Annotated in this window: 26 protein-coding genes; 11 read left to right on the top strand and 15 right to left on the bottom strand. The window is 35.1% G+C overall.

Annotation, left to right across the window (positions count from 1 at the left end; genetic code table 11):
- Positions 1 to 179 precede the first annotated feature (179 nt).
- Positions 180 to 2,060, bottom strand: a complete 1,881-nt coding sequence (locus ACFTQ7_RS09935; protein ID WP_386828378.1) for an FAD-dependent oxidoreductase — start codon at positions 2,058 to 2,060, stop codon at positions 180 to 182.
- A gap of 930 nt (positions 2,061 to 2,990) precedes the next feature.
- Positions 2,991 to 3,305: a hypothetical protein gene (locus ACFTQ7_RS09930; protein WP_386828377.1), complete on the bottom strand. Its 315-nt coding sequence runs from the start codon at positions 3,303 to 3,305 to the stop codon at positions 2,991 to 2,993.
- A 1,005-nt stretch (positions 3,306 to 4,310) separates the two neighbouring features.
- Here ACFTQ7_RS09930 and ACFTQ7_RS09925 point away from each other — a divergent pair.
- Together ACFTQ7_RS09925 and ACFTQ7_RS09920 are read left to right on the top strand one after the other, a co-directional pair.
- Positions 4,311 to 5,258, top strand: coding sequence for a serine hydrolase domain-containing protein (locus ACFTQ7_RS09925; RefSeq protein ID WP_386828376.1), 948 nt, complete (start codon positions 4,311 to 4,313; stop codon positions 5,256 to 5,258).
- A gap of 278 nt (positions 5,259 to 5,536) precedes the next feature.
- Positions 5,537 to 7,141, top strand: coding sequence for an ABC-F family ATP-binding cassette domain-containing protein (locus ACFTQ7_RS09920; protein ID WP_197140750.1), 1,605 nt, complete (start codon positions 5,537 to 5,539; stop codon positions 7,139 to 7,141).
- A gap of 94 nt (positions 7,142 to 7,235) precedes the next feature.
- Here ACFTQ7_RS09920 and ACFTQ7_RS09915 read toward each other — a convergent pair whose 3' ends face one another.
- Complete coding sequence (locus ACFTQ7_RS09915; RefSeq protein ID WP_386828375.1) at positions 7,236 to 8,579, bottom strand: MFS transporter; 1,344 nt, start codon at positions 8,577 to 8,579, stop codon at positions 7,236 to 7,238.
- A 42-nt stretch (positions 8,580 to 8,621) separates the two neighbouring features.
- Entirely contained in the window at positions 8,622 to 8,822 is a 201-nt protein-coding gene (locus tag ACFTQ7_RS09910; RefSeq protein WP_386828519.1) for an AMP-binding enzyme, read from the bottom strand.
- Positions 8,823 to 9,118: 296 nt separating this feature from the next.
- On the opposite strand from ACFTQ7_RS09910, the gene ACFTQ7_RS09905 reads away from it, so the two are divergent.
- Positions 9,119 to 9,724: a TetR/AcrR family transcriptional regulator gene (locus tag ACFTQ7_RS09905; RefSeq protein WP_386828374.1), complete on the top strand. Its 606-nt coding sequence runs from the start codon at positions 9,119 to 9,121 to the stop codon at positions 9,722 to 9,724.
- Between the two features lie 144 nt (positions 9,725 to 9,868).
- On the opposite strand, the gene ACFTQ7_RS09900 is transcribed toward ACFTQ7_RS09905, so the two are convergent.
- Positions 9,869 to 10,342, bottom strand: coding sequence for a DinB family protein (locus ACFTQ7_RS09900; RefSeq protein WP_386828373.1), 474 nt, complete (start codon positions 10,340 to 10,342; stop codon positions 9,869 to 9,871).
- Positions 10,343 to 10,834: 492 nt separating this feature from the next.
- Between ACFTQ7_RS09900 and ACFTQ7_RS09895 the strand changes: the two genes are divergently transcribed.
- Complete coding sequence (locus ACFTQ7_RS09895) at positions 10,835 to 11,647, top strand: S1C family serine protease (RefSeq protein WP_386828372.1); 813 nt, start codon at positions 10,835 to 10,837, stop codon at positions 11,645 to 11,647.
- A 170-nt stretch (positions 11,648 to 11,817) separates the two neighbouring features.
- Here the strand turns inward: ACFTQ7_RS09895 and ACFTQ7_RS09890 are convergent, their stop codons facing one another.
- Positions 11,818 to 12,693: an SDR family oxidoreductase gene (locus tag ACFTQ7_RS09890; RefSeq protein ID WP_386828371.1), complete on the bottom strand. Its 876-nt coding sequence runs from the start codon at positions 12,691 to 12,693 to the stop codon at positions 11,818 to 11,820.
- Between the two features lie 142 nt (positions 12,694 to 12,835).
- Between ACFTQ7_RS09890 and ACFTQ7_RS09885 the strand changes: the two genes are divergently transcribed.
- Complete coding sequence (locus ACFTQ7_RS09885) at positions 12,836 to 13,201, top strand: winged helix-turn-helix transcriptional regulator (protein ID WP_386828370.1); 366 nt, start codon at positions 12,836 to 12,838, stop codon at positions 13,199 to 13,201.
- Positions 13,202 to 13,633: 432 nt separating this feature from the next.
- On the opposite strand, the gene ACFTQ7_RS09880 is transcribed toward ACFTQ7_RS09885, so the two are convergent.
- Positions 13,634 to 13,834, bottom strand: a complete 201-nt coding sequence (locus ACFTQ7_RS09880) for a cold-shock protein (protein WP_049665398.1) — start codon at positions 13,832 to 13,834, stop codon at positions 13,634 to 13,636.
- A gap of 224 nt (positions 13,835 to 14,058) precedes the next feature.
- On the bottom strand, positions 14,059 to 14,340 hold the full coding sequence (locus tag ACFTQ7_RS09875) for a DUF1033 family protein (RefSeq protein WP_349657857.1): 282 nt from the start codon (positions 14,338 to 14,340) through the stop codon (positions 14,059 to 14,061).
- A gap of 127 nt (positions 14,341 to 14,467) precedes the next feature.
- On the opposite strand from ACFTQ7_RS09875, the gene ACFTQ7_RS09870 reads away from it, so the two are divergent.
- The 3 genes from ACFTQ7_RS09870 (at position 14,468) to ACFTQ7_RS09860 (ending at position 17,697) form a co-directional block, all read left to right on the top strand.
- Positions 14,468 to 16,195: a methyl-accepting chemotaxis protein gene (locus ACFTQ7_RS09870; protein ID WP_386828369.1), complete on the top strand. Its 1,728-nt coding sequence runs from the start codon at positions 14,468 to 14,470 to the stop codon at positions 16,193 to 16,195.
- A gap of 42 nt (positions 16,196 to 16,237) precedes the next feature.
- Positions 16,238 to 16,519, top strand: a complete 282-nt coding sequence (locus ACFTQ7_RS09865; protein WP_197140733.1) for an acylphosphatase — start codon at positions 16,238 to 16,240, stop codon at positions 16,517 to 16,519.
- 470 nt (positions 16,520 to 16,989) lie between these two features.
- Positions 16,990 to 17,697, top strand: a complete 708-nt coding sequence (locus ACFTQ7_RS09860) for a hypothetical protein (protein ID WP_386828368.1) — start codon at positions 16,990 to 16,992, stop codon at positions 17,695 to 17,697.
- A gap of 658 nt (positions 17,698 to 18,355) precedes the next feature.
- Here ACFTQ7_RS09860 and ACFTQ7_RS09855 read toward each other — a convergent pair.
- Positions 18,356 to 19,063 carry a DNA alkylation repair protein gene (locus tag ACFTQ7_RS09855; protein WP_386828367.1) on the bottom strand — a complete coding sequence of 236 codons (708 nt, stop codon included), beginning with the start codon at positions 19,061 to 19,063 and terminating at the stop codon, positions 18,356 to 18,358.
- A 71-nt stretch (positions 19,064 to 19,134) separates the two neighbouring features.
- Positions 19,135 to 19,800 carry an MBL fold metallo-hydrolase gene (locus ACFTQ7_RS09850; protein ID WP_386828366.1) on the bottom strand — a complete coding sequence of 222 codons (666 nt, stop codon included), beginning with the start codon at positions 19,798 to 19,800 and terminating at the stop codon, positions 19,135 to 19,137.
- 534 nt (positions 19,801 to 20,334) lie between these two features.
- On the opposite strand from ACFTQ7_RS09850, the gene ACFTQ7_RS09845 reads away from it, so the two are divergent.
- Together ACFTQ7_RS09845 and ACFTQ7_RS09840 are read left to right on the top strand one after the other, a co-directional pair.
- Positions 20,335 to 20,739 carry a hypothetical protein gene (locus ACFTQ7_RS09845; protein ID WP_386828365.1) on the top strand — a complete coding sequence of 135 codons (405 nt, stop codon included), beginning with the start codon at positions 20,335 to 20,337 and terminating at the stop codon, positions 20,737 to 20,739.
- Positions 20,740 to 20,850: 111 nt separating this feature from the next.
- Positions 20,851 to 20,967 carry a YjcZ family sporulation protein gene (locus tag ACFTQ7_RS09840; RefSeq protein WP_349657852.1) on the top strand — a complete coding sequence of 39 codons (117 nt, stop codon included), beginning with the start codon at positions 20,851 to 20,853 and terminating at the stop codon, positions 20,965 to 20,967.
- A 421-nt stretch (positions 20,968 to 21,388) separates the two neighbouring features.
- Here ACFTQ7_RS09840 and ACFTQ7_RS09835 read toward each other — a convergent pair whose 3' ends face one another.
- Positions 21,389 to 21,652, bottom strand: a complete 264-nt coding sequence (locus ACFTQ7_RS09835) for a hypothetical protein (RefSeq protein WP_386828364.1) — start codon at positions 21,650 to 21,652, stop codon at positions 21,389 to 21,391.
- Between the two features lie 231 nt (positions 21,653 to 21,883).
- Between ACFTQ7_RS09835 and ACFTQ7_RS09830 the strand changes: the two genes are divergently transcribed.
- Entirely contained in the window at positions 21,884 to 22,216 is a 333-nt protein-coding gene (locus ACFTQ7_RS09830; RefSeq protein WP_386828363.1) for a DUF3139 domain-containing protein, read from the top strand.
- Positions 22,217 to 22,325: 109 nt separating this feature from the next.
- Here ACFTQ7_RS09830 and ACFTQ7_RS09825 read toward each other — a convergent pair whose 3' ends face one another.
- From ACFTQ7_RS09825 to ACFTQ7_RS09810, 4 genes are all read right to left on the bottom strand, one after another.
- Positions 22,326 to 23,108, bottom strand: a complete 783-nt coding sequence (locus tag ACFTQ7_RS09825) for an ABC transporter ATP-binding protein (RefSeq protein WP_386828362.1) — start codon at positions 23,106 to 23,108, stop codon at positions 22,326 to 22,328.
- Between the two features lie 17 nt (positions 23,109 to 23,125).
- The gene (locus tag ACFTQ7_RS09820) at positions 23,126 to 24,109 is read right to left on the bottom strand and encodes a FecCD family ABC transporter permease (protein WP_386828361.1); all 984 of its coding nucleotides are present in this window, start codon (positions 24,107 to 24,109) and stop codon (positions 23,126 to 23,128) included.
- The gene (locus ACFTQ7_RS09815) at positions 24,106 to 25,113 is read right to left on the bottom strand and encodes a FecCD family ABC transporter permease (RefSeq protein ID WP_386828517.1); all 1,008 of its coding nucleotides are present in this window, start codon (positions 25,111 to 25,113) and stop codon (positions 24,106 to 24,108) included. Before ACFTQ7_RS09815 ends, ACFTQ7_RS09820 begins: the two co-directional genes overlap by 4 nt.
- An 82-nt stretch (positions 25,114 to 25,195) precedes the next feature.
- Positions 25,196 to 26,098 carry an ABC transporter substrate-binding protein gene (locus ACFTQ7_RS09810; protein WP_386828515.1) on the bottom strand — a complete coding sequence of 301 codons (903 nt, stop codon included), beginning with the start codon at positions 26,096 to 26,098 and terminating at the stop codon, positions 25,196 to 25,198.
- Between the last annotated feature and the right edge of the window lie 437 nt (positions 26,099 to 26,535).

Below are 26,535 nucleotides of genomic sequence, written 5' to 3'. Positions count from 1 at the left end.
TATGCCGAAGCATAATTGATCTGTAATTTCAAAATATTTTACAGGAGTTCCTTTTTTTAGTCAACCGTCTTTTGATTTTTAAATAATTGAATCGATTCCAATGGAGCACTTAAGGTGATAGAGCATATTACGAATACATGAATGCCATAACTATAAGGAAAAGGAACATTCCCCACTAATTAGTGGGTATGTTCCTTTTCTGAATAATGGATGACATCAGCCATTATGGCATACAACTCTTTTAATTTTAGTTCCTTGTTTTCTGTTAATCTTTTTGCTAATTTTTCACTGATAATCCCTTTTTCAATCAATACATCCCAGTTGTTATCACTTGACTTACCTACTAATACTTCCGTCAAGAATTCTGCAACTTCATCTCTTTTAATTGGGCTTTTTTCTTTTTTAGCTACTTTATAGATAACGACATCCAGCTTATCCTTTAGCTCGTTCATTTTCTCTGGACTAACACGTTGAACGCCCTCTTTTAGCATTTTCGCAAATTTAATCTTTGTTGCTGTATCTTCAACATTTAAATCATTCGAATAACCACCGACAACGAGACCGTAATTGATTAAAGTTTGAATAGATTTATCATACCATTCACCTTTATAAGGATAATCCATCTCAAAAGGATCTACAAAGGCTCCTTGTTTCTTCAAATCTTCCCGTAAAGTATTGATGAGTTTTTTGTCCTTGCTCAATGCTCTAAAGGTTACGTCTTCTTTAATCGCTAATGCTGCTGCTGCTCCCGCTGCTTCACCTGTCACCATACCCGTTGGAACGACACGTGCACTTCCCGCTGCAAGTGATGAATAACCTGCAGAACGACCTACAACAAGCAAGCCATCGATTTCTTTCGGCACTAAAGATCGGAAAGGAATGGCATATTGTTTTGGAGCTGAAATAACATATCCATAATCATGAGGCGTTTGCGCTTGTACATCAACTGGATACGCAGCTACGCCAATGCTATCCCAATGATCACTATTCTTCCAAACATCAGACATCGGTAATTGGTATTCTGCCCAAATATGTCTTGTTTCGCGGACGTATAGTTCCTCCGGATAACTCACAACTTCTGCATTTTCAAAACCAGGAAACTTCTCATGTAAATATTTTAAAATATGTTCAGTCTCTTTCTTTCCTTTTTCAATTGCTTCCTGTTTGGAAAGTTCATTCAAACCATCGATTCCGAAAATTTGTAAAGCATTAATATAATATTCATCATCTACTTTTGCTAAATTCAAGCCTCGTAATCTCGTACCTTCTTGTACTGGCTTATAGTCATCATGAAGCTTTGTAAAGCCCCACATAACTGAATCATTTAGGTGAGCACCACCAAAAGTATTTGAGTTTGCTTCTTTTTTCACCTTATCCCAATCAACATTTTTTAAATGTAGCATCAAGGTAACAGCCATTCTCTTATCCTTAATACCAATATCTTCTCCACCCATGAAAAATGGAACTTTTGACATTGTAGCAAAATCAGCATCTTGTGTAGCATCAATGAATGTCTTGCCTTTTACAATATACGTACCATATTTATTTTTTAATTCTACTGATGTTAGCTGATTTGAATCAAGGCCGGCATTAACAACTTCTGTTTGAACAGAAAGCGTTAAATTCGGTTCTTCATCGACAAGCTTTTTAAAGGCAGCCTTCGCATCTATAATTCCAAAGGCATCTTTCCCTCTAACTAGGTCGTGCCATTCTTTAAAAATACCCATACTGACTGGTCGTTTAGAGTCATTTCGAGGTATATCAAGGAAATTGAGCATTCCATACGTAAATAACCCACCTAATTCCTCACGCTTTTCTACTAAAAGTGTTTTTGCACCATTACGAGCTGCTGAAACTGCAGCAGCAACTCCTTCTGGCTCTCCACCAATGACTATTACATCATATTCGTCATTTATCGTTTTCGGAATTGGTTTTTCATAGTTTTTCACAAGTTTTTTATGTGCCATTTCACTTCTAATATCTGTTATAAAATAATAACTTCCTATACCTAGTACAATTACTACTATTAATATGGCTGATCTTATCAAGCCCTTACCCATAACATACCTCCAATAGATAAAATTTCCATATGCATCTCTTGTTTATAATCATGATCACCTTTTGAAAAAGTTGACATGACATATTTATATAGTTATTAACTGTTTTACATTTCAACGTGAGTTCGTAGCAAACCTAATAGGTCTTTACAGTCTAGGTACTTTTCAAAATAGTTTTTCATACAGTAGATAAAATTGAATCCCACTAACATAACTTACCTTGGTGAGTTCAAGGGTTTTCATTTCCTATAACAAGTGGTACCATTTTTGGACGGCACGGCATGAAAATATGATGAAATAATAGTCTTCTACTGACAGTTACCTATACTGATATTCGTAGTGGTAAATCTTTGGGGTTGGAATAGCAGCAGAATATCAACTTTAAGAACTAACCAAATGCATTTAACGCATATGCAACAATAAATATGTATGTATAATCTAAAACAAAAAAAGATACATAATCATTCTAGCGATATTGTAGCAATGAAGCAACTACAACCTATTAAATTGTTGTAGGTCTTTATGATTGTTTTTTCATTTTCCGACAGTAATCTCCATTTTAAGAAATATAAAGGGCAGTAAGGTAATGAAAACCTTCGATTAAGAAGGTGTGCTTTGGAATCTCCCCCTTCTAAGAGAAGCGAAATTGGAGTAGTTCAATAAATTATCATTTTATATTCTATATCATAATCTAATAGAAAGTATGAACGCGTTTTAAAGGACAAATGTGTAAATGTATGTGTTCTATCGCAAAGCCATCCACCTCCATCATGCTTAAGCTTTTGATACATAGTTAGTTATTACTGTCCATTTGCCCACCAAATAAATCTAATTCCATTACTTCTGAATACGCCAAATCACTCCCACTAATGACATGTCTGTATTTCTTGTAAAATAGAAGCAAAGCCCTCCTCAACACGGAAGGCAAAAGACTTATTTTTTATTTTCTAAATAATTACAGAAAGGACAAAGATGATCTCTATTTATAAAAATAGCACTGAACATAAATGACCATGGAATATCATCTGTACATCTTTCACATTTATCATAATAATAAGGTAATAAACCATTTTCTATAAAGACATGCCATTGTTCATCTGATAATCTTCCCGGTCCGTTTTTTATGGCAAGTATCGATATTTCCAACACTTCACCATCGTCAAATCTATTTGTACTAATTAGTTTCTCCACATAAAAAGTGAATTCAGATGGTTCACTTACTATTCTTTGTTTTAGCTCTCTATGCATAAAAACCCCTCTAAATTAAAGAAATTGAAAAAGACCAAGTCTCATTTTTTCGAGTACCTGGAATAAATCTTTCTTACTAAATACTTTCGTTCACAACTATTTGGATTTAATCATCCATTTGTTTAAAAAGCATTTCTACATTATCGTAAAAGCTTAAATAAGCGTCATGTCCTCAATTACTACATGTTTATGCATTATCAACCCTTTCTAATTCATCCGCCAATGCCTCATTATGCTTTGCGTTTGCTACTCATAAAGACAAATGTTAAAAGAATAAATACAAATAAAAAACCCTTAAAAAATGTATCTTTAATAATATATATTTTTCATTCCATACCATTTTATTCAGATACAAATTCACACCTAGTTAGGCTGTTAATGACCTGTTTAGTCTTCCAATGTACTTCATAGCTTATAATTGACGCTAAAACAGCCACTGAACTTCCTCAGGTAACACCTTGGATTGTTCAATAGTTTGTATTACTTCTTCTAAAATGTTTATAACTCTTTCTTTTTCTACAATGTATTGTATTACATATTCCCCTGCGTAAATATTATATGGTATTTCAGGGATAATTTGTATAAAATAAAAAAATAGAAATACGAATTAATCTATCCCTCAGTGTGTATGTAATTATCCGAGTGTAATACTCATACCGTTTGTTTTATTTATTTGTCAAACGATCTATCGTTCATCCTCTTACTTTTAAATAAGCCGTTGTCTAACTTACCCAAAAAGCTTACATATTTTAAAAAATTTCTTCACTGATTCAAGATCATGATTAATTGTTATTTTTTTTGCGTGTCAAATATCGTCTAATAAGTAGGAAGTTTTTAAAAAGCTATAGAGAAATAGATTGCGAGGTATATATGAATAAATCATTAAAAATTTCTTCAATTATTATTCTTGTTATTGTAGTCGTGTCTATAGAAGCTTTGCTATTATTTGGACGTAGTAACCATAGTAATTTATCTGGAAGCGTTCCTGAAAAAATCGATTAATATTTGATAAATGAAAAATTTCAGGGTACTGTCCTAATCGCTAAGGAAGATGAAGTTTTATTTTCAAAGGGTTACGGACTGGCTGCCACTGATTTACCTAATAGCCCAAGCACGCTCTTTCAGATGGCTTCATTATCTAAAACATTCACAGCAGTAGCAGTCATGCAACTAGTAGAAAAGGAACTTCTAAACTTAGATCATCCAATTTCGCAATACTTTCCAGACTTTCCGAATGGAGAAACTATTACAATAAGTCATCTACTAAGTCATAGCTCGGGAATTCCGGACTATCTAAAGGAAAATTTTGATTACAGTAAAGAATGGAATCCAATTGATATTGTAAATACCGTTAGTGATTCTGAATTAGAATTTACCCCAGGTAGAAGCTTTAGTTATAGTAATACTGGTTATGTGATGTTAGGGCTTATTATTGAAAAAGTCAGCGGACAGCCCTATTCAAATTATATAGAAGAGCATATTTTTGAGCCGAGTAAGATGATTAATTCTATGTTTACAGTTCCGGATGATTTACCGAAAGCGGAAGGTCATATAGAGGGGAAAGTCGGACCATTAATGCATAATTCTGCAGCGTATGCAGCTGGGGATATCATTTCTACAGCTGTAGATTTAGAACTGTTTGACCGAGCCTTGCGTAATCATGTATTGATAAGTAAAAAATCTTCTCAGCTGATGAGTATGACCCATGCTAAAAAGTTTCCGTATCAATACGGATATGGTTGGTATACTCAAGATGTCATGGGGAAAAATGCTGTTGGGCATCCAGGAGGATATCCGAGTGGTTTTCGTCATTATGTTACACGGCTAAATGACGCAGAATTAACAGTGATTGTTCTTAGCAATGAGATGACGGTGAATTCAAAAAAAATAAACCGTCACCTTACATCCATCGTTCTTCAGCAGCCAATTTGGATATGGGAAGAGAAACTTTAATGATAAAAGCCTTTTCTCAAGTTTGATTTAAAATAATTTAGTGAAATAAAGCCTTTCTCACTAGAGAGGGCATTATTTCATAAAACCTGTTCTTTACATTTGAGATGATTAAATACATAAAAAAGTATATGTATTCACTTTTTATTAACATTATCCCCACTCTTATCCCGCTCAAATATTTGACAATACATAACCAAACGTTGATTTAATAATGTTTATAGACTATGGTACATATTTCATGATATACTAGTGCCATTGTGAAAAAAGGAGGAACTTGCATGATTCAAGTAAGTAATGTAGGTCTTCGCTATGGCGATCGTAAACTATTTGAAGACGTAAATATAAAATTCACACCAGGGAACTGCTACGGTTTAATCGGTGCAAACGGTGCTGGTAAATCAACATTTTTAAAAATTCTTTCTGGTGAAATTGAAGCGCAAGAAGGACACGTATCAATGGGTAAGGACGAACGTTTATCAGTTCTTAAACAAAACCACTTTGAATACGATGAATTCAATGTATTAGATACAGTTGTTATGGGGAACAAACGTCTTTGGGAAGTAAAATCTGAAAAAGACGCTATCTACGCTAAAGAAGACTTTTCTGATGAGGATGGCATGCGTGCTGCTGAATTAGAAGGTGAATTCGCTGACCTAAATGGTTGGGAAGCTGACTCAGAAGCAGCAACATTATTAAACGGGTTAGGAATTGGCGACGAGCTTCACTATATGCTAATGGCTGATCTTGAAGGTTCTGACAAAGTCAAAGTATTATTAGCACAAGCTCTATTTGGTAAACCAGACGTTCTATTACTAGATGAGCCTACCAACCACCTTGACTTAAAAGCAATTCAATGGTTAGAAGAATTCTTAATTAACTTTGAAAATACGGTTATTGTCGTATCCCATGACCGTCACTTCTTAAATAAAGTGTGTACGCATATCGCGGATTTAGACTTCTCTAAAATCCAATTATATGTTGGTAACTATGACTTCTGGTATGAGTCTAGCCAATTAGCACAAAAAATGATGGCAGACCAAAACAAGAAGAAAGAAGAGAAGATTAAAGAGCTACAAGCATTCGTTGCTCGTTTCTCTGCGAACGCTTCTAAATCAAGCCAAGCGACTTCTCGTAAGAAAATGTTGGATAAAATCGAGCTTGACGACATTAAACCTTCTAGCCGTAAATATCCATTCATCAACTTCCAAACTGGACGTGAAATCGGTAACGATGTGTTAACAGTGGAAGGTCTTACAGCAAGCAATGAAGGCGAAACACTATTTAAAGATATTCGCTTTTCAATGAACAAAGAAGATAAAATCATTTTACTTGGTAATCCAATGGCCAAAACAGCTCTTCTTGATATTCTAATGGATGAAAGAAAAGCAGATGCTGGTACGTTCAAATGGGGCGTAACAACTTCTCAAAGTTACTTCGAAAATGATCACGATAAATACTTCGAAGGTTCAGAAAAATCATTAGTTGAATGGTTACGCCAATATTCTCCTGATGATGAAACAGAAAGCTTCTTACGCGGCTTCTTAGGTCGTATGTTATTCTCTGGTGAGGAAGTAAAAAAATCACCTTCTGTACTTTCAGGGGGAGAAAAAGTACGTTGTATGCTATCTAAAATGATGCTTGCTACAGCAAACGTTGTTTTACTAGATGAACCAACGAACCACCTTGACCTTGAATCTATTCAAGCACTAAACGAAGGACTTATGCGCTTCAAAGGTGCGATGCTGTTCACATCTCATGACCATCAGTTCATTCAAACAATTGCGAACCGTGTCATCGAAATCCGTGAAGACGGCACAATTTTAGATAAACTATTAACTTATGATGAATTCCTTGAGTGGAAAGATAGCCAAGGCTTAAGCTAATTTTAAAAGGGTTCTCCTATTCAAAAAGGAGAACCCTGTTTTTTTATTGCTATAAAACACACTTTTGCTTTCCTTGTAAAAATAATGTCCACGATTACTTTGTCGATGTTGTCATTGCCACTTCCACTTGAGTATCTGACAGTCGTTCATTTTCCTGTACTTTCTCGACAGTTTCTTCATATTGAGTGATTATCCGTGTATCAGGCGAAAATACTGCAAGTAGCAGTGATAGTAGAAGCCCGGCTATCATCAATCCACCAAATAAATACGGTGAAGCCCCATACTCTGTTGCTAAAGAAGTCCATAGCATTGGTCCAAAACCGACGATTGCTGCAGCGATTTGATAGCCAAAGGATAGCCCCGTATAGCGAACATTCGCTGGGAATAATTCAGAAAAGAACGTACCTTGCGTCGCGAAAATGGCTGCCCATACGACACCAAGTAATACGACTTGTAACATAAAGAAATACGTTGAACTAATCGGAATCATCACGAAATAAGGAATTGCAAGCAGTAACATTGTAATAAGGCCACCGATATAAATTTTCTTACGTCCTATAAAGTCTGAAAAATAACCAACTAGTGGAATTGTTACTATCATTGTTGCGCAGCTTATTGTTAAAGCAAATAATGCGACATCCCTTGTGTAGCCAATATACGTCGTCGCATACACTAAAATAAATGACATTAAAAATACATTAAAGAATCCGTCCCCTATTTTTAATCCAATAATGCGGAAAATGTCTTTTTTGTTATATTTAAATACTTGGACAATTGGTATCTTTGCTAGTTCACCATTGTCTTTTTTGCGTTTAAATTCAGGTGTTTCTTCAATCCCACTTCGAATCCATATCGCTATTACGATTAAAACTGCACTAAATAGAAATGGTAAACGCCATCCCCAGGCCATAAATTGTGCTTCAGTCGTTAATGAAGAAATAAGTGTAAAACTAAATGTCCCTAAAACTAAACCGATTGGAACACCAAGCTGCGGAATAGAACCAAAAAAGCCACGCACACCTTTTGTAGCCGATTCGGTAGCTAGTAACACAGCACCTCCCCATTCACCCCCAAGTGCAATCCCTTGAATAAGTCGCAAAATGACTAATAGCGTTGGCGCGAGTAACCCTACTTGCGCATAGGTAGGTAATAAACCGATCAAAAAAGAACTACCGCCCATTCCAATTAACGTGAGCATAAGCGAGGCTTTCCTTCCAACACGATCACCCATATGTCCAAAGATTAAACTTCCAATTGGTCGTGCCGCATAGCCAGCTCCAAACGTAGCAAATGCAATTAAAATCGAAATTACTGGATTAGTCGATGGGAAAAATAGCGTTGTAAAAACTAATCCTGTTGCCGTACCATACAAATAAAAATCGTACCATTCAATGATTGAGCCTGCTAAACTTGCTACTAATACTTTCACATTTTTCATATAGCCCCTTCTCTCTACAGTCAAATTTTTATTTCATTCGCTTTACCTAAAAATAGCGTTACGTAAAACATGCTTTTGAATTTTGCCGACTGGTGTGCGAGGGAAATCTGTCACAAATTCAATACGATCCGGCACTTTAAATTTTGCGAGACGTTCCCGACAATGTGCAATCAATGCCTCTTCACTAATTGCAGAGCGAGTAAACATGATCCCCTTTTTTAATGCACAGCTTATGAAGTGCATTACTAAAGCGCATAACTTCCTGATAAAAATTCCCATTATTTTTTTCGACATACATTCCGTTACGATCCTCAAACCGAATAAAATTTTTTTCAGGCTGTTGCGCAACTCTCTCCCTTAAAAGATCCATGATCTACACCCCTTTTGAAATAGTTTCATAGACTATAGTCTGTATATTAATCGTCAAGATAAATAGTTGTCAATATTATTTCTAAAAATTCAGAAAACAAGTTAATTACATGAACGAGTATTATGCTAAAGTTAAATAGCAAATCTAGCGGAAATTAGGTGATGTAGAAATGAAAATGACAAGAAAACAACAGGCTCAAGAAACGAAGAAACATCTATATTTAACAGCCCTTACATTGTTCCAAACGAAAGGCTTTGATCAAGTAACGGTTGATGAAATTGTTCAGCAAAGCAACAGTTCAAAAGGAGCATTTTATGGTCATTTCTCTTCAAAGTACGATATTTTCCTAGAAAAATTTAAAGAAATTGATCATTTTTATGAAGAATTTACGACTACTCTGCCCGTAAAACTTTCCTTCAAGGAAAAGGTAATCTTATTAATTGATGCACAAATGACATATTTAAAAGATGATTTAGGAATGGATTTAATGCGGTCTGTTTACAAAAGTGGCTTAATTGAAAACGAAAGAAATTTCTTTTCTAATTCTGAACGCAAATTGTATAAAATCTTGCATTCATTTATACAAAAGGCAATTAAGGATGGTGAATTATCTGTACAAATAAATGTGCAAGAAACCGTCATTTACATGACTCGTTGTATGCGAGGTTCTTTATATGACTGGTTAGTTTTTGGAAAAGATTTTGATTTGTTACACGAAAGTAAAGGCTTTATTGCAATATTTTTAGATGGTTTGCTATTAAATAAGGATCGTTAAAAATTTATAGCCTATATCCAATTCTACTTTAAACAAAAATAGGCACTTCCTAGTTGGATTGCCTATTTTCTCGTTATATGTAATTGTTTTTCATTTTCACAAAAAATAAAAAAGACAGATACATTGAGTATCTGCCTAATACGTCTACTTTTGCATGTCTTTCGTTGGTCCCATTACGCCTGGTACTAGTAAGCCTGCTTGACGTAGTAGCACTGTCATTTGTCCACGGTGATGTGTTTGATGATCGATTAGTACACGTAATAATGCACCTCTAGCAATTGGTCCCGTGAAGCCTTTTACTTCTTCCAGCAAGTCTTCATCTGATAGCTTTGCCGCTTCCTCTTTCACACCATTTGCTAGTTTTTCGTAAGCAGCTACAATCTCAGCCGCTGTAGATGGAATTGGATCTTCTTGACGAATCATCGGCACCTGTAAACCTGCTAAATAACTGAAATAACCAGCAGCACCAACTAAATGCCACCCTAACCAGCCTAATGTGCTATGACCTTCTACGATGCTTTGCTCTAGCTTTTCATCTGTTACAGCTTTTAATACTTGAATTGTGCCTTGTGCTGATGCTGACCACTCATTTAAAAAATCATCTACTTGTCGATACATCTATACGCCCCCATTTTCGTAAATTCATCTCTATCATATTAAATTAGAGACTCTCTTACAAGTTTCTAGCTCAGTTTACATAATATAATTATTTTAATTACAATTGCTTTTGTTGCTAACACATCCTTTTGTCCAGTATACCTAGCAATATTTTTTGTGAGCGGCTCGATGTGTCTAGCAAGTAGATCTCTTGTAAACTGGTTTTCATAATATTCGTATAACCTATAGACTTCACGTATAATGAAAGAAAAGAACTGAAGAAGTCTCACTGTAAAATAGCAAGTAACTAGAACTATTCAATCACCCCTGACTTCCTTTAGATTACACGCTCTAAAGGGTACAATGACCAAACGACATATTCCGTATAGAAGACATGATGTTGACACTAATATGGAACCGTTTGGCATTAAACCTACCCTACAAAAATTGCATAAGAATTACTTCACAGGCGTCCTGCTTGGGCGCTTTTCATTTTGAGTAAGGAGGGCTTTTATGAGTGACAACATACATAGATCAACAACAGATGAAGATTTGTCCGAAGAAGAATTGATTGAGCTTGTCCTCGCTGAACAGGAAAAAGCGTTAGCACAAGAACAAGAAGAACGCCTCAAAGGTAAAAAGCCCAAAAAACAAAGACCGATTGTCAAATGGATTGTCTGGAGTATGGCATTTGTGTTATTTTTGAATACATTTGCACTTATCTTTCAAATTTACTCCATTCCAGCGATTGAATTTTTGAAAGTGTCTGCTCGGTTATCAACGCAAGAAGATATAAAAACATATAAAAAGGCTGTTGTGGAGATCTCTACAGGTTCTAGTAAAGGTACTGGTTTTGTTATTTCTTCAGATGGACTTATCGTAACCAATGCACACGTTGTAGAAGATGCACAATCATTACTCGTTGTTTTCCCTGAGGAAGGATTAATGGGTGCCAAGATAGTGGAAAGTTACCCCGACGTAGATTTAGCATTATTGCAAGTATCCGGGGATGATCTACCTTCCCTTTCACTTGCTAATAATCCGAGCTATAGCAAAAATGAGCCTGTCTATTTCATTGGTAATCCACTAGCCTTTACGGGCATCGCAAATGAAGGAACATTACTGGAATCAACATACCTAGAGGATTGGCAGGAACCTGTTATGATGATGGATGCCCCTGTTTATCGAGGAAATAGTGGGAGTCCTGTCATAAATGCTGATGGCGAGGTTGTCGGGATTGTCTTTGCAACTGCGAAAAAAGATCCATATGGTCGTGTCGGTTTATTTATACCGGTTCAGGTGCTACAACGTGTATTAAATAAATAGACCAATGGCTAAATACGGTTGAAAATATAGTTGTTCAATTTTTGATAGTTAACTACACTACACAATGCTAATTAGTTTATTTTATACATTATTTAACAAGTAAAGCCGTCAGTCCTTTTATATAAAAATGACCTCCATTACAGATAGGAAGGTCATTTTTTTGATTAAACTTAATTTCCTGTTTGAGAAATTTCACTAATAATATGGCTAAGAGCTTCGTTTATTGGTGTAACAGGGCGACCAAGTAATTTTTCTAAATCGTTACTTTCAATTTCTAAACCACCTTCTCGAATACCTTTTTGCGTGTTTACGAGCATAGGAAGGTATGCTTCTGGTACTCCTGCACCTTTCAAAATGTCCGCATAAGTAACATCATCGACTTGTTGTAGATGGATTTCTTTCGCTAATACATCTACAAGGACAGATACTAATTCCTCTTGCGTCTTTAGCTTTCCAGAAAGCTCGTAAATTGTATTCTCGTGTCCTTTTCCAATCAATACATTTGCTGTTGCCTCTGCTAAATCTTGTCGAAGTACCCAGCCTACTTTTCCTTTTCCTGCTGATGTAACCCAATGTGCTCCTACCATCGCGCCCTGTATGCTCCCAATTTCATTTTCAAAATACCAATTGTTTCGTAAAAATGAGTAAGGAATACCTGTTTTCAAAATAGCTTCTTCTCTGGCTCTATGGGATGAAGCAAGGAAAAACTTACTTTCACGTGCATTTGTTACACTAGTATAAGCAATAAATTTTACTTGAGCATGTTGAGCAGCGGTTACGGCATTCGTATGCTGTCTCATTATTGTTTCATCATCCCCAAACGTAGATATCATTAATAGTCGATCAATTCCTGAAAAGGCAGCATCTAATGTTTCTGGTCGATCAAAATCTCCGTGTCGAACTTCTACTCCGAGAGCTCGAAATCCTTCTGCTTTCTCAGGATTTCGAACACTAACGGCCAACTCACTTGCCGGTACAGCTTTTAATAATGCTTCTACAATCTTTGACCCTAATTTTCCCGTTGCACCTGTAACTAATATTTTCATTTTTTCCCCTCCAATTAAATTTTCATTTTGAAAAATGAAATCTAGGTATATACTATATCCACAGTCACAAAAATAAAAGTAGGCATTTTTTTATGACATAGTCACAAAAAAAGTACCTAATGAGAGAAGGGAATATCAATCAATGGCTCGATTTAATTTTCAAGGAGAACCACCTACCGAAGAACAAGAAGAAGTATGTTCTTTGACACTTACTCAAAATGTAATCGCTGGAAGATGGAAAATCACTATTTTATGGTATCTAAGTAGACGAACAAGAAGATTTAACGAACTTCAAAGGTTGTTACCAGGCATTTCAAAAGGGATATTAACAAGACAACTGAGAGAGTTGGAAGAGGATGGAATGGTTCATAGAGAAGTGTATAAACAAGTTCCTCCTAAAGTGGAATACTCGCTAACAGCACAAGGGAAAAGCTTTATACCCGTATTGCACACTATGGGTGAATGGGGTAAAAAATATATGGAGAAAAAACAACAGGAAAATAATTAGTCCATACTAAATTATTTAAAAAAGGGCATGTCTGAAAAGTTCTATAAGAATTCTAGCATAATTATAAATGGTAAAAATCCACTTCACTTTTCGTGGGTAAGACATGTGCTCCTGACGCTCATTGCCAGGTCTCGTGTCCTAGCATCTCGCAGGATCTATGCTCTATATCATCCATATTACAGATTTTCTTTGACAATCATATATTTAAACAGCCCTTCTCTTTTCTCTCATTTGTAAAAAAGAATTTTATAAATACATCTATTTGGCCCAAAAAAACACTCTTTAAATGACTTTTTAATTTACATAATAAAATTATTATTAATAAATGTATTGTTCATTTCTCATCGACTAAATCTATTTAAATACAAAAAAAGACATCCTATTGATATAGGATGTCTTAAGTTTAACGAAAGTAATTTTAATTACTGAGAATTAAAGTTTAGTTACGTTAGCAGCTTGTGGTCCGCGGTTGCCATCTACAACTTCGAATTCCACTTTTTGACCTTCGTCAAGAGTTTTGAATCCTTCTCCTCCGATAGCTGAGAAGTGTACGAATACGTCGTTTTCGCCTTCTACTTCGATGAATCCAAAACCTTTTTCTGAGTTAAACCATTTTACTGTACCTTGTTTCATTTAAGAAAACCTCCAAAAAAATAAAAGTGAACAATATGTAATTTCTTCAGCGAATGAAAAAATTCACATATTACAAAGAGTACCGTACTAACGCGATCACTTTTTGTAATATGTGAATTCATGTTTCCGGTGAAGCAATTAAATTGTTAACCTAAGTATAACCATCATTCATAATTTTGTCAAATAAAGAAAAATGTTTTTTTAAAAATGTCAAAATTTTATTTCTATGACTCAGATTTCAAAGTGATAATACCGTGATAAATTTGTACATCATCATCACAAGCTTCGCAAAAAGCACTTTCATCCTCTGACCAAAAAGCCCAAAATCCCCCTTCTTTCGTTACTTCATTGTCATATGTTGATCGGAAGTGTTGCAGTTTTCTTTGTAAAGCTGATTCAAATTGCTCTTCTGTTTCGAAAGTTTCATTTGTTTGTATAAAAGCCTCCCAGCCTTCAAACTTCCACCAAGGCTCATAATCAGCTTTCATGTAAATGATTGTATACATATTTGCCACATTCCCTGCTGTAATAAGATACTTTCATTTTAGCAAAGACATTTGAAATGTCTATTAATACACACTTTAATATGCTATTATTACCTTATTATTCATAATTTTTGGAGGTATTTTTTTTATGTTTTCAAGTATTCGACCTAAGGCCGAACTCGATGAATTATTAAAGCGTGGTACAAATTTAAATGCTACAGGCCGTTTTAATAAAACACTAGCATTTAACCATTTCAACTCTCAAGATGAAGAGAATTTAAAAACTCTTTATAATAAATTAAACGATATCACGCCTTCAATGAACGCTATTTTTAATAACTATTTAAGTGAAATCTCTCTCTCCACTGAGCTAACGATTAGTGAAGAATATATTAATCGATACTTAACTCAATTTTTCTTAGCTACTCGTGATGATGAATATGTAGATGAAACCGTTAAATTTTTCAATTTATTCAGAAAAAATCAATATGAGCCCGGTAAGTTAATCGTCGTCTTCAATCAATTTGCATTTTATATTACTACATACATACTACATAATTTTGGTTTGAAACCTAATAAGGCATTTGAATACATGAAATCCTTCCAATCTGCAGTCAATGTTGATCAGGAATTGCTCGTTGAAGTATTAACAGAACGTACAATTGAAAATGTAGTTGCTGAAATTTCTTCTTTAATGGATGTTAACGCAAAAATCATGTATATGAAAGATTTAGTATTTAGCTTAGATAAGCAAAATGAGGAAATTCAATCCTCTACCGCAGCAACTGAAGAAATTGCTGCTTCTATTAATGAGGTTGCACGAATGTCTTCACGTATTTCAGAAAAAACAACTGAATCTGTTGATCACGCCGTACAAGGAAAAAATGCCATAGAGCATGCCCTTTCTGAAATCTTTAAAACTGAAGAGACATTTACAACGATTGTTGAGTCCTTTTCAGAATTGCAAAAGCGGGTAAATGATATTGAAAATGTTGTAACGTTAATCAACCAAATTGCCGATCAGACGAATTTACTTGCTTTGAACGCTTCTATTGAGGCAGCACGAGCAGGTGAACATGGAAAAGGCTTCGCCGTAGTTGCACAGGAAGTTCGAAAGCTCGCTGAGGGCACAGTATCAGCGCTTAGTGAAGTCTCTACAAATGTACATCATTTAAAAAGCTATTCAAATGACGTGTCAGTCTCGATTACGGAAACGACAGAGATTATAAAAGAAGCAACCGTTGAAGCTAAAGAATCGTTACCATTATTAAATGCGATTGTTAATGCCATTGAAGGTATTAATCTGGATGTTACAAATACAGCGGCGATATCAGAGGAGCAAGCAGCAGCTATTGATGAAGTATCCGCAAGAATGATTGAAATTTCTAGTCTTCAAGATGATATTCGCGATTATAGCCATAACACATCTAGTGATATTCACGCATTAGGGAAAGAAATTAATCGATTCCGAAATGACATTATTGCAAATAATAATGTTCAGCTATCATCTATAGCACTATTACAATTATCAAAAGCCGACCATATTTTATGGAAATGGCGAATTTACAATATGTTCCTCGGTCTTGAAAACGTCCAACCAAGTGATGTTTCATCGCATACAGATTGTCGACTCGGTAAATGGTATACATCTGCTCGCTCAGTAGAACGTTTTGGGCACCTACAGGATTATCGTGATTTAGATGCATATCATTTACATGTCCACGAATCAGCGAAGTTAGCAGCGGAAGCTTATAAAGTTGGGAATATCGAACAAGCTGAAGTTCATTTAAAAGAAGTAGATCAAGCTTCTAAGCAGGTTCTTTATTATATCAACAACTTAATTGCCTATTTAGAACAAGAACGTGTTATGCACTAAGCACAAAGGGGGTACTTTTCCCCTTCACTAGGAGGTGTAAGCTTGAATAAGCGAGCGCTAATTAAATTTTTCGGTGACGTTTATGGGACTGGCTACCGCTTTTTCATTAAACAAAAAGCAATTGAGCTAGGATTAAAAGGTTACTGTAAACTTAATGATCAAGAACAAATTGAGGTTGAAGTAGAAGGATCCAAAAAAGCGATAGATGAATTTTTAGTCTTTGTTCAAAAGGGTGTTAGCCCTCAAGCAGATTCCAATTCATTTGCATTAGAGCTTTTTGATGATTTAAAAGGATATGCACGCATGGACTCAGACATTGTTTAATCTGGCTACTCCTTTTTTGTAGCGTCATTATAGCTAGCTATTGTGGCCAATGAATGAATTCAATGACGTTGCAGGCGCCAAATTTAAATTTTATTAATTAGGATTGGGAATAATACCCCAGTCCTTTTTATTTTCCCCTTCCATAAAAACCGCTGATGATTCATTGATTCCCCCCTATTTCGATTCCTCTTACTTTTTAAATACCTAATTTCTAATCATAGTTTTTACTTCTTTTGATATATCTTTTAATAACGGAAAACATGCACTAACAAGCATTAATTTCTAAAGTGGTTGCATATGCCACTTCCCTATTCTGCTGCCCTAATGTATTGGAACTCGTTTTTTAGCTGTTCTTTATGATTTTTCATAAATTTTCTTGATTCATCATAAAATAGAAAACATTTGAACAAAAGAGAGAAAATGCAATAACGGATTTCATGGATAATAACAGAAAGAACGGGGTGATTTACATGAAATTTATAAAAAAATTAAGTGTGATCGGACTGTCAGTATGTATATTGAGTATCGTCTTTTCATCAGCCAGCATGGCAACAAAAATCGTTACAGATGAGCACCAGAATTCAGTAAACGAAAAAAACAAAAATGAAATTCATAATTACAAAAACGATTCCGCCAAAATATTAGCACAAGAAACAAAAACGGTGCTCATCAAAACAACAAGAGAAGATAAGTCATTATTAGAGAAAAAAACAAAAGAATTTGAAGAAAAAATGAAAATGGAACAAATAGCCTTAATAGAAGAGGGATTGAAAAAAGCAACAACGCTGCAAGATGTAGAAAAGGTAAAAAGTGAAGCAGCTAACTTATTAAAAAAAGAAAAAGAATTGTTTAAAGAAGAAAGTAAAAACTATGTAAAAAAAGTGACTGATACGGAAAAAGTGAACTTAGCGATGATTTCAAGTTCATATAAAACGATAAATGATGACTTTTTCACCTTTAACAAACACAGATTTTATTACTACGATGTAGATAAAAATGAACTGCTTCCAAATGATAAAGTAAATACTATAGAAGAGGTAAGAGCATTTGAAAAAAAACATCAAGCAGATACAATTGTAAAAGATAATCCAATCAACACTTTAATACTGTTCATTCTCCTAGGATCGTTATGTATTATTCCTCTTATCATAAGCAATAGACAAAAAAACAAAGCATGAGCTTTGTTTTTTTATTTGACCTTATTCGTTTTATTGGGAAATTAACACGTCATTTAAATGATTGTATTTTGAATCACTCTCGCACTCGCATTAAAACCATTAAGTCTTAAATTTTCTCAGCTATATGAAGGGCCATCACCTTTAAGAGTGATTTCATTAATTTTATCCATTAAATGAGATGTTGCCTATTGGACAACTCTTAATTGATTATTTGTGCAGATAAACTATAAACATTGTTATTACTTTCTAGCACCGATTGCTTTTTCTAATACGTGCTATATTTGTAGCTGCATGTTCTCATTCTTCTTCTTTTCTATGTTTTATTTAGTCGCTACCGCATTTAAAAGTAATTGTTTGTTGTGATCAGACATAACACGCCATTCTTTAACCGTTACTTTCATTTGCCTCCACATCCTTTCAAATGTTTGCTTCCAAACACTGTATGCCATTGTAGGCGCATATAGGACACTTCGTCATTGATTTATAATCTGTGGTAATTTATATGGCGCTATTTCAATCTTTATATATAAATTAGGTCTAACACTTTTTGATTGTGGAAGCCTCTATCTGACTTTGCTGGCAAAATTAAAAGCCACACCTTGTTAGATGTGACTTAGAATGTTATTTATTTGGATTAATACTCAATGCAAAGCTAATTTTAACATCTTACATACTTACGTTTGAAACCGATTCTTCCTCTATCCATTTCTTTTTGAATATTTTCGTAAGCATTTAAAAAACTTGTTTTTTTGTTGTCCCTTTTAAGTTCTACTACACCTGTTTCCTTTGCGGTCTCGATCGCCTTTTCATGTAGTGGCAAATACGAAATCCCAACTGTGGATAGAAAATTATTCATAGCAGATTTTGTTCTCCCTGGTGAATCGTGAATTGAACTTTTCACCATATCAAGCATATTGGAAATCTTGCTTTCAGAAAAATCTTTGTCTTTGCGATTCCCTAAAAGCCAGCAGTAGCAACTCCAACCCGCTGACATTTTTAGCTCGTCACCACTTGCAATCCATTTATCAGAAACCTCTTGGGCAATATCTGACTCTGATAATGTTACTGCCACTACATAATCAGATAGCATATAAAAATACGCTCCATCTATCCAACGTTCAAAATCCGATTCAGTCATTGCTTTTGGGTCTGCAATAATGCCTGCAAAATACATTGCATCATAGTTACCTGTAGCATAAAGCTCTTCAGCTAATTGTTGATTTTTTTTTATTTTCTTTGCAATGGGTTTCATAGCACCTGTAGCAACACCAAAAAGAGGCTCATGTGCACCATTGGATATATACATTTTTTTAGATCGTTCCTTACCGAGTGCTTCAAGCTCCTGCATAACAGTTTCGAAATCCATAGTTTTATACTTCCCTTCTTATCACTCTATACTTCTCAAGTATACATAGTGGCTTTTTACGATTTAATTAACTAAGGTTCTGAAATTACTTTTTGAATCTGCTCATTAATTTTATCCTTACTCAGTCCTCCATGGTAACAAATCACAGATTCAATGTCGAGTTCTAGGTATTTCTTCAAAGAGTTTCGCGCTTCATCTATATCAAGTGCTGTCGGTATATGAATTCCCCCAATTATTCCGTTTACACTGTACATCGAATCTCCAGCAATTAGTGTTTTACTTTCTTTCAAATACAAGCTGATATGGCCAGGTGTATGCCCTGGAGTATGAATAATGCGAATCCCACCGTAATACGGTAATTCTTGACCATCTTTCAAAATATCATCCACCTTGCCCTTTGGTAGATCCTTTAGGTGCCCATCCTTCAACAGAGTTAAATCCCCTTGAATATATGGCTTATCCAGTTCATGAGCATATACTTTAATAGTATTTCCATACTTCTGTAATATATTAGGAAGACTACCTATATGATCTATATCTTGATGCGTCAAAATGACAACTTTTAATTTGTCAAACGGCACTCCTACCTTTTCCATAGCCACGCGTAAATCTTCCATTTGTCCAGGGAATCCAGTATCTATTAAAACAGCCATTTCTTGATCCCATAAAAGAGTTGGATGAATAATATGTCCATGAAATTCAATATGGAGCATTTCTACTCCCTTCGATATTTTCATAACTTTGGTCTCCTTCAAATTAGACTTTTTGATATTACAGTTGGATTTATTTACAAAATAAGTTGAAGAAATGAACCACCTTTGTATGTATACTGCTTATACTATTCATGATCACAAAACCTACTATTACATACAATAATAGTATCTTCTGCTACATGCCCAAAAGTTCCTGCCAATATGGACTAATACCGAACAAAATTGTTTAAATTCCTTCAGTAAGTGAGTTACGTAGCGAAAGCGGGGCGTCAGCGGTGTTGACAACACACGACTGAGTGACCAAATCCTCTAGCGGATGTCACTCATAAAGAGAATAGTATGAAGTTCTTGTACTAATTGTTGTCTCCTGCAAACAATAAATGTTTAGTCATTATGAATTATTTATCTACCTACAATGAATTTCGAAAGTAAACTCCCACGCCTATTGTCTTGCTTGCTTTTGCGGGTATTTACCTTCCTTCCGCGGGTATTCTCTTCGCTTCCGCGGTATTTACCCTGCTTCCGCGGGTATTTCCCTTCCTTCCGCGGGTATTTACCTTGCTTCCGCGGGCATTTACCCTGCTTCCGCGGGTATTGCTTTGCTCCGCGGGTATTTACCCTGCTTCCGCGGGTATTTACCTTGCTTCCGCGGGTATTTACCCTGCTTCCGCGGGTATTTACCTTGCTTCCGCGGGTATTTACCCTGCTTCCGCGGGTATTGCTTTGCTCCGCGGGTATTTGCTCTTCTTCCGCGGGTATTTACCTTCCTTCCGCGGGTATTTACCTTGCTTCCGCGGGTATTGCTTTGCTCCGCGGGTATTTACCTTCCTTCCGCGGGTATTTACCCTGCTTCCGCGGGTATTGCTTTGCTCCGCGGGTATTTACCCTGCTTCCGCGGGTATTCGCCTTCCTTCCGCGGGTATTGCTTTGCTCCGCGGGTATTCGCTCTCCTTCCGAGGTTAATGGATACCCCTGGAAGGATGTTAAATCTTTTTCTAAGACAACCTATGATAGATATCTCACCCCCCATATAAAACTATACATATTATAAATTACAGAAAGGAGGGAATTATTATGTCTCAATCTTATGGTAATGGAGGATCTGGCTACGGTTCAGCATTTGCGCTACTTGTTGTTCTTTTTATTCTCCTAATTATTATCGGTGCAGCGTTTTTGTATAATTCGTATTAACGTACCTGACATATTTCATAGATATTTAATCCATAACATGACAATTATGAACTTCAAACCTTTAATGAATTTTTCAAAATAATATATCTTTTTCTTTCTAAGGGTCACTACCCTTCGGTGGCCCTTTTAATAATGTAATAACATGTAAAATAAAAAGCCACTACTCGTTGTGAGTGTGGCGCCTTGCTATCGGTCCTAAAGTGGCCAAATTTTCCTCTCATGAGATAAGATATATCCTATGCTCTTTCCAGTTAGAAACTGTAGTTACTAGTCTAAGTCATTATGTAGTCTAGCTTCTTTATTATTGCACGCTAGTAATAACACACTTCTTGAATCTATCTCCCTCAGAATATGTAACAATTGAAAGTATGAAGCATATTATAAACCTAATTCAAATTGGATGTGACTTGATCTCACTATTTTATTCAGTTATTGATGACACAATGGTTTTATTGTTATTACAGTTTAGATTATTAGCTTTAAATTTTATACTCGTTGAAAGTAGCTGCAACATATTTAATTCATTTGCTAACCTTTCTAATTCAACTAAACCTTCACTTTGCAAATGACTAACTTCAAACTCTAGTTGATTTAATGATTTTTGAATTGATTCTATATTTTCCTTATATTTCTCTAAAATAATTTTAGTTTCCAATATCTCAACATTCTTTGTGTTCTTTAGCATATGGCAGACTCCCTTTCTTCTACATGAAAGTATCCCAAGAATTGGATATAATTAACACTATTATAATGTTGTTTATCTTATTAAACAATATTAATCTCTTTCAAATGAAATTAAAAAACTACATATAGTTAGATGTGACTATATGAAATATAAAGGACTATCTATAAACGACAAGACAATATAATAATTATTAGAAACGAAAATAGGTAGAACTGATTAGGGAGATGGCGAATGAAAAAAATTTTGATCGTTGGGATAATCATTATGTTGCTTGCACCATTTTGTACAGTACATATCAAAAAGCGTCTTTATGAAAAAAGAATCGAAAACTATTTGATCGAAGATATGTCGTATCGGAAGGAATCTATCCAATCTATTGAATGTAATTGGCACTTTGCAGGTCTTCCTAGTTATTGGGTGAATGTTATTTTTTCTGATGAAACAAATGTCGTCTATATTTATTTTGCTCATGATAAAGACCATATAGGGCAATTTGAGTATTATACAATAGATGGGACAACTCTTTCGCCAGAACAATTAAAGCATTTTAAGCGTTACGATTAAACTTAGCAAAGGCGTAATGTGTATTTGAAGACGCTTTTTCAAATAGCAAAAAAATAAAAAGATTGAAAACGACTGCTTCAATCTTTTTATTTCAAATGAAACTATTAATTTAAATAACACCTATTGGAATGCAAATGGGGGCTTGATTAACAGGGCTTTCGATAATTTTTGAATTGAGTCCAAATACATGTTGAATCATTTCTTCTGTAAAAATATCATTAGGCGTTCCCTCTTGATATATTTCCCCATCCGCTATACTAATTAAATAATCTGCGTAGCTCGCTGCTTGATTTAAGTCATGAAGCACCATTATTATTGTGTTTTTGTGCTTCTGATTTAATGCACGAAGTAATTCAAGTACTTCTATTTGATGTGCTAAATCTAAATATGTTGTTGGCTCATCAAGTAGTAATACATCTGTTTCTTGCGCTAATGCCATAGCAATCCATGCGCGTTGTCTCTGACCACCAGATAATGCATCTAATGTTCGATCTTTTAATAAGTCCATTTTTGTAGCTTTTAATGCTTCTTCCACTACTGCCTTATCTTTATCTGAATGACGTGCAAACAAGCTTTTATGTGGGTGACGTCCATATAGACATAATTCCTCTACTGTTAAATCTTCCAGTATTTCTGGTGACTGCGCTAAAAAGGCGAGTTGCTTTGCTACTTCTTTCGGAGAATATTGATGAATGTTTTTCCCATTTAGATAGACACTACCTTGTTTAGGTTTCATCAAACGACCTAAGGCATGAAGAATCGTCGATTTTCCACACCCGTTCGCCCCAATGATGATCGATATTTTCCCTTTTGGAATGTTTAAATTGATTCCATTTATAATCGTATTTGATTCATAATTCAGTGTTAATTCTTCTGCTGATAGTTGTGTCATAAAAGTCGATACTCCTTTCACTTATTTTTTTCACGTCTAAGTAAATAAAGAAAATACGGCGCACCAATGAGAGCTGTAACGATTCCAGCTGGAATTTCTACTGGTGGCATAAGTCCTTTTCCTAACGTATCAGCCACTAATAAAAATAAGGCTCCTAAAATAGCTGACATTATTATAAATCTACGTGCGTTTGTATCAACAAGCCTTTTAGAAAGATGTGGCACTACTAATCCTATGAAGCCTATTGATCCGACAACTGCTACAGAAGCACCTGTTAAAATTACGCTAACAGAAAGGAAACTATAACGTAATAATTGCACATTTTCACCTAGGCTTGACGCCACCTTATCTCCCAATCCTAAAATCTCTAATTTTCGAGCAAATAATAGCATGATCGGTACCAAAATAAGGCAAGGGATTAAGAACATGATTTCGTTCCAGCTACGTCCCCATAAACTCCCAGTAAGCCAAAGCAATGTCGTATTAACATTATCAGGGAATTTAACAATGAAAAATTGAATACCCGCTTGGCATATCGCGCTTAATGCTATCCCTATTAAAGCAAAGGAGTGCGTTTTTGCTCCTTGCTTATAAGCAAAAACTAAAAGAATCGTTGCTACAGTGACCGCTCCTAAAAGTGCTGATATAGGCAACATGATTGTCAAAGCATTAGGTAGTAAAATCATGGAGGCAACTGCAAATAAGCTAGCTCCCTTTGTGACACCAACAACATCCGGAGAAGCTAGTGGATTCTTCAATATTATTTGTAAAATTGCTCCTGCAACTGCCAAAGATGCTCCCACGATAATCGCAATAATCATACGAGGTAAACGATAGTTAAACAAAATGAAAGAATTATCACTAGAATGTCCTATTAATGTATAAAAAATATCGATAGGTGATATTGATATTGAACCAATCCCTAAACTAATAAAAGAAAATGCGAGCAAAATTATTCCACAGATGCTAATAAGTAAATTAGGCTTTTTCTTTCTAATCATTGCTTTATAAGTCGCTCCTTCCTTACTAAATACAAGAAAAATGAAGCGCCTATTAGAGCAGTAACAATTCCCACCGGTGACTCATAAGGATATACGATAAAGTGAGACAAAATATCTGCATATAATAATAAAGTTGCCCCTAAAAGTGCCGAAATTGGAATGACCCGGCTATAATCCGGACCGACAAGTTTCCGTGTAATATGAGGTACAATTAAACCAATAAAACTAATTGGACCTACCACTGCAACCGAAGAACCGGCCAACATAATAACTAGTAACCCTCCAATTAGGCGAATCAATTGGACTCTTTCCCCTAAACTGGACGCCATACTTTCTCCCAATGATAATATGGAAAATGAACGCGAGAGTAAAAAGGCAATTGCCAGTCCTATAATGATCCACGGCGATGCAACTTGTACATGTGTCCAATCTTTCCCATTCAGAGATCCAACAAGCCAGTAAAGCACATCGGTTGCGCGTTCATTTAAAATAACGATAGCTTGTGTAATAGAAGAAAAGAAAAGATGAATCGCTGTTCCAGCAAGTGCTAGTTTGACATGTGTCATTTTCCTTCCAGAGGCGAATACATATACTGTTAGCCCTCCTAGCAATGCACCGATAAACGCTGCATACACGGTCATGGATGGACTCAGTGTTGCAAATAGCAGTGTAGCAGATGCTACTGCTAATGAGGCACCCGCGTTGACACCAAAGATTTCTGGAGAAGCAAGTGCATTTCGTGTAATAGCTTGCATCAATGCGCCAGCTACTGCTAATGCAGCCCCTACCATCACCGTAAGTATTGTTCGAGGTAAACGTAGTGTTTGAATAATCGTTGTTTCTCTTGATTGATCTATTTGAAAGATTGCATTAAAAATAGTATGGATGTTCATAATAGTCGAACCAACACTGAGGTGTAAAAATAAACCAATTAAAAGAAAAGATAGACTTAAAATTGTAACGACCCATATATTCAATGTTCGTTTAGAACCCATTGTTTGTATCACACCTTTAACTGAAAACATATCTAAAAATAAGTAATGCGAGAATGTTGTATTATCAACATTCTCGCTTTTAGGAAAGAAATTAATCTTTTAATTGTTTAACAAGGTCATCACCAATTGCTTCAGATGAAATAACCCCTCGATAACGAGTCCATAAATCGCGATCTACTACAAAAACTTTGTTTTCTTTTACAGCTTTTAAATTTTCCCAAAGAGGATTTGACTTCCAATCATCAATCACCAATTTTCCCTCATTCTGCGCTAACACTAAAATATCCGGGTCGATTGTTGAAAGTTGCTCTAAGTTGATTTCCACATAAGCTTCATTACTTTTTGCAGCGATTTCAAAGCCTAAAGTCTCTAAAAGTTCACCATCATAAGAAGAAGCAGCATGTCCTTGGAAAGAAGTATCACGAACAACTGCTGTTAAAATACTTTTTCCTTTTTCATCAGCTAACTCAGCTTTTAAAGAAGCCAATTTCTTATCGTGTTCTTTGAGGCGTTTCTCAGCTTCAGCCTCTTTATTTACAGCTTTCGCAATTGTTTTGAATGAATCAATATTTTCTGTATATGTTGACTCACGACTATTCAATTCAATCGTTGGCGCTATTTTTTGTAAGTCCTCATAAATGTTTTTATGACGTTGTACATCCGCAATGATTAAATCTGGTTGAAGTGAGCTAATAACTTCCAAGTTTGGCTGTTCACGAGTACCAACAGAAGTGTAGCTTATTTTTTCGCCTACAAGCTTCTCAATCATATCCGTTTTATTATCATCTGCAATACCAATTGGTGTAATACCAACACCTTGTAAAGCATCCACAAAAGAAAGTTCTAAAACAACTATCTTTTTAGCATTTGTCGGAACTTCTGTCGTCCCCATTTCATGTTTGATACTGATTGATTCTGTTACATCTTTTGCATCTTTATTTGACGCCTCTTTTGAATTGCAACCTACTAATAAGAAAAGCATTGAAACAACCATTAGTAAGCCAATCGTCTTTTTGTTACACTTAAAAAACACTTGAAAGCCTCCATCAATTCATTTGATAACAATTATCATTCTCCTTTTATATCACCATATTCACTATGTGTAAATAGTTTTATATAAAAAATATTTTTTTACTTAACAATCCCCATATTCTCAAATTTTAACAAAATTTTATTATTTCTACTTTATTTTATATGTTCGATCCTCATCACTCACAAAAAATCAAATATTAAACGTTTCACTAACACAAAATGACATTCAAACTACTGAGAATTCATAACGTTAAAATTTGTACGAAAGTGAAGCAAGACAAACAATTTGCGAATTATATGAATAGCTACGAATTGATTATGCAATAATAAAAAATCTTTGATAGTTAAAGTTTTCAACCACTCAATGAGTATCTGGAACTAACGATGTCGATTTTTGGT

Origin of the sequence: Lysinibacillus sp. NPDC056959 (assembly GCF_042674095.1) — a bacterium.
Classification (GTDB): Bacteria; Bacillota; Bacilli; order Bacillales_A; family Planococcaceae; genus Lysinibacillus; species Lysinibacillus zambalensis.
Note: the sequence above shows the minus strand (reverse complement) of the source record. Positions and strands in the feature narration are given on the sequence as shown.